The sequence below is a fragment of the Undibacterium sp. 5I2 genome, assembly GCF_035019605.1.
Classification (GTDB): domain Bacteria; phylum Pseudomonadota; class Gammaproteobacteria; order Burkholderiales; family Burkholderiaceae_D; genus Undibacterium.
On the sequence record NZ_JASJVS010000123.1, the window covers coordinates 1 to 3,254 of the forward strand.

The 3,254-nt window shown below is 54.4% G+C and carries 4 protein-coding genes; all 4 read right to left on the minus strand.

Annotation, left to right across the window (positions count from 1 at the left end; translation table 11 throughout):
* Window positions 1-197: 197 nt before the first annotated feature.
* A complete protein-coding gene (locus QN359_RS19540) occupies window positions 198-1,307 on the minus strand; it encodes a histidinol-phosphate transaminase (RefSeq protein WP_322250066.1) in 1,110 nt (369 codons plus the stop codon).
* Window positions 1,304-2,035 carry a class II aldolase/adducin family protein gene (locus QN359_RS19545; RefSeq protein ID WP_322250067.1) on the minus strand — a complete coding sequence of 244 codons (732 nt, stop codon included), beginning with the start codon at window positions 2,033-2,035 and terminating at the stop codon, window positions 1,304-1,306. Before QN359_RS19545 ends, QN359_RS19540 begins: the two co-directional genes overlap by 4 nt.
* A complete protein-coding gene (locus tag QN359_RS19550) occupies window positions 2,025-2,981 on the minus strand; it encodes a C-terminal binding protein (RefSeq protein WP_322250068.1) in 957 nt (318 codons plus the stop codon). The genes QN359_RS19545 and QN359_RS19550 overlap by 11 nt, the downstream gene beginning before the upstream one ends.
* Before the next feature lie 37 nt (window positions 2,982-3,018).
* Window positions 3,019-3,254: hypothetical protein (locus QN359_RS19555; RefSeq protein WP_323493620.1), on the minus strand; the 236-nt coding region annotated here is incomplete at its 5' end.

Below are 3,254 nucleotides of genomic sequence, written 5' to 3' on the forward strand. Positions count from 1 at the left end.
AGGTGTAAAAAACGTCCATCAGGCTTTTGCGACAGCCTCTGAAGGCCGGGGTTTCAAACCCTAGTCAGATTTTTGATAAATAAATTTCTTTACGCTTTTCTCTCGATAAATCTAATCCCCTCCGTGTGATCAAGCACGAGCTGCTTTAACACTGCTTCCGTGACATCATTGGTTACCGTGATCTGCGCGCATGATCTCTATGGTGTAGCGAGTGCTTCGATGTGATGAAGTGCTTGATAGTGGATGGAGAGCCGGCTCTCCTCGATCACCGCGCCGACACGCGCGACGTCGGCCATAGGGGGTACGGCCAAACGCAGCATTTGCCGAATGATGCCAGCGCTATGCGGATAAGCCGAACAGTCGGACACCAGGATGCCGGCGCTACGGAACGCTGACAACAGTTTTCCCGACTGATCCCGAATCAGAATGAAATTGCTCTTGGTATCGTATGCATCAATCCCAGCCTGCGCGCATATGGCGAGTAAGGCATGTTTGGATTTCTGGAGCAGTGCATGATATTGCTGGAGTTGGTCGATATTGCGCAGGCAATAGAGCGCGGCATTGACTGCAAGATGGTTGACGTCCCAAGGACCGCGGATTTTTTGTAGTTGACGAATGATTGTGGGGGACGCCAGAATATATCCTAGGCGCAGCCCGGCCAGGCCGAAGTATTTTGAGAAAGACCGGATGACGATCAATTGTTCCACTGTATCCATAGCATCGTAACAGCTGCGACCCAAATACTCAAAATAGGCTTCATCGACGATGACTGGAATATCGCGGGCGGCGCAGCGCTGAACCAGCGCCTGCAACTGCAGCGTATCGATTTCGGTGCCGAGTGGATTGTTCGGGTTGCATAGTATCAGGCCGTCGGCGTCATCAAGCGCTGCCAGCGTTTTTTCAAACGGAAAGAAAAATTGCCGATTGACGGTACCGAATTCGATCACTTTTGTGACGATGCCGTTCACGTCCAAGGTCTGGTAGTAGAACGAGAACACGGGAGACGGGACCACGACCCGATCGCCAGCCGTGAAAAGCAAACGTATCAGCAGATCGATCGCCTGGTCGGCACCGTTCGCAATCAACAGGTGGTCGGTCGGCACCTGACAATACTCGCTTAAGGCGTCCATCAGCGGTCCATAATTCGGATACGTGGAAAGTGACAGCACGTTCATCTCGTTGGCGATGAAATCGTCCAGGAAATCCGTCAGAAAGTGATTCTCGTTCAAGTCAAGCATCAGGGTCTTGAAATTGCGATCCGGTGCCGCCCATACGCCCGATGCCTCGATATACTGGTTAATTTTCATATTGTTTTCCCATAAATGGCCTCTTCGCCGATTCGATACATGTGTTCGATTTCTTCGGGCGCAGTGTAGGAAACCGGAAGTCCGGTCGACTTCGACACCAGCAAGCTCTTTATGATGCGCGATATTTCGGCGCTGAAGGATACTGCGCGGTGGTAGGCTTCGGACAAATTCCGCCCCATCGTGGTGATGCCGTGATTCGGCATGACGATGCAATTAGTGTTTTGGATAAAACCGGCGAGCGGACTGATATCGAGCTCGAGATTGAGCGACTGCGGCAGGATGCAAGGCGGGTTGCCCATCACCAGAGCAGTATCGTTCGAGACATAGCACATTTCGTTGCCGTGCATGACTGAAAAATAGGCGATGACGTCGTCTGGATGCAGGTGAATCGTCGCATGTACATCAGGCCTGCAGCGAAATATTTCACGGTGCATCTGGTAACCGATACTCGGCCTGATAGACCCCAGCAATAACTCATTGGTTTCCAGGTCGATCGCGACGATGTGCTGTTCGCCCATCTCCTCGAGTGAAATACCGCGGTGCTTGGTATAGATGACGTCATTCCGGCCAGATTTTGGACGTTTTCTGATGGCGATATTGCCGAAGGTATTAGTGACCAGGGCGCGAGCACTCAATCGCTGGGCGTACAACAGGATATTGTACACAATGGCAGCATCGTCCCCGACGGATTCCGCGAACGGCCTCAACGGCTGCAGCTTAGTTTTCATTGACTAAAAGCTCCTTGTTTAACAGGTTGGAAGTCCATCCATGCGCTAGCATGTCGTGCAAGGCGCGCGCTGCGCCGAACCTGAGCTCGTATAATGAGCGCTCACTGTAAAAGGCTGCGTGCGGCGTCAGCACCACGCGCGGATTCGCCCGCAGGCTGGCCGAGGGAACGGGCTCGCTGTCGAGTACGTCGAGATAGGCGCCTGCGACACGGCCACAAGCCAAGGCCCGCTCCAGATCGGAGCCGTCGACGAGCGCGCCGCGCGAGGTATTGACAAGGCACATGCCTGCTTTACATCGGGAGAATAATTCCCAATTGAAGAAGCCACGGTTGGCCTGATTCAGTGGCATATGAATCGACACGATGTCGGCGGAACGCAATAATTCATCGAGCGTGGCGGGCTGCGCGTGGGCGGCCATGTCAGCGCCAGGATCAAAATGGCGTATCTGGTAACCAAATACCTGTGCGCGCTCGGCGACGCGGCGGCCGATAGCACCGAATCCGAGAAGGCCGAGCACGGTATCCTGGCAGCTTTTCAGTGCCCCCGGGTGGCGCCATGACCAGTGTCCCTTTTTAGTGTGTTCCGAATAGGCGAACAGCTGCCTTTGTGCCGCCAGGATGAAAGCCATCGTATGGTCGGCAACCTCATCGGCACCGATTCCTTGCAGGTGAGCACACAGGATACCTTTGCGGGTCGCAGCGGCGACATCGACATCATCGATTCCCACCGTGGCCTTGACGATGGCCTTGCAGCGATCCAGCTTTGCCAGCAACGTCTTGTCAACGGCCACGGAATGAAACGCGACGATCCCGACCGCCAGAGCCAGCATTTCGTCCGTTGGCCGGTTCGTGCGAACAATCGTGAAATCGGGACCGAACAGCTGCTCCTCCAGCGGCGTGTTATCGAGGTAATTGACAGTGCTGGAATCGATTAAAAGTATATGCATAGATAATCCGTCAGTAGTTCGACCATCGTCGCTGGCTTCATGGCACCGCGCAATCCAAATAAGTATTGCCTTGCCCAATCCCGAGTGCGCGCGCGCGCCGCACAATATGGTCGGACACGATGAGATCCTGGCTTGCATGGCCCACGCTGCGGAAATAACTCCGCCCGTTCGCTGGCCGCGGCCCGAAGTCGTTGTTCACCAGCATGCGCAGATCAGCCAGTTCCTCACTGCGCAGATACTGTCTCTTATACACATCTGACGCTGCCGACGAAT

Excerpts from the sequence above, each read along its gene's own strand:
- QN359_RS19545 (WP_322250067.1), bottom strand. The coding sequence starts at position 2,035 with ATGAAAACTAAGCTGCAGCCGTTGAGGCCGTTCGCGGAATCCGTCGGG.
- QN359_RS19550 (WP_322250068.1), bottom strand. The coding sequence starts at position 2,981 with ATGCATATACTTTTAATCGATTCCAGCACTGTCAATTACCTCGATAAC.
- QN359_RS19540 (WP_322250066.1), bottom strand. The coding sequence starts at position 1,307 with ATGAAAATTAACCAGTATATCGAGGCATCGGGCGTATGGGCGGCACCG.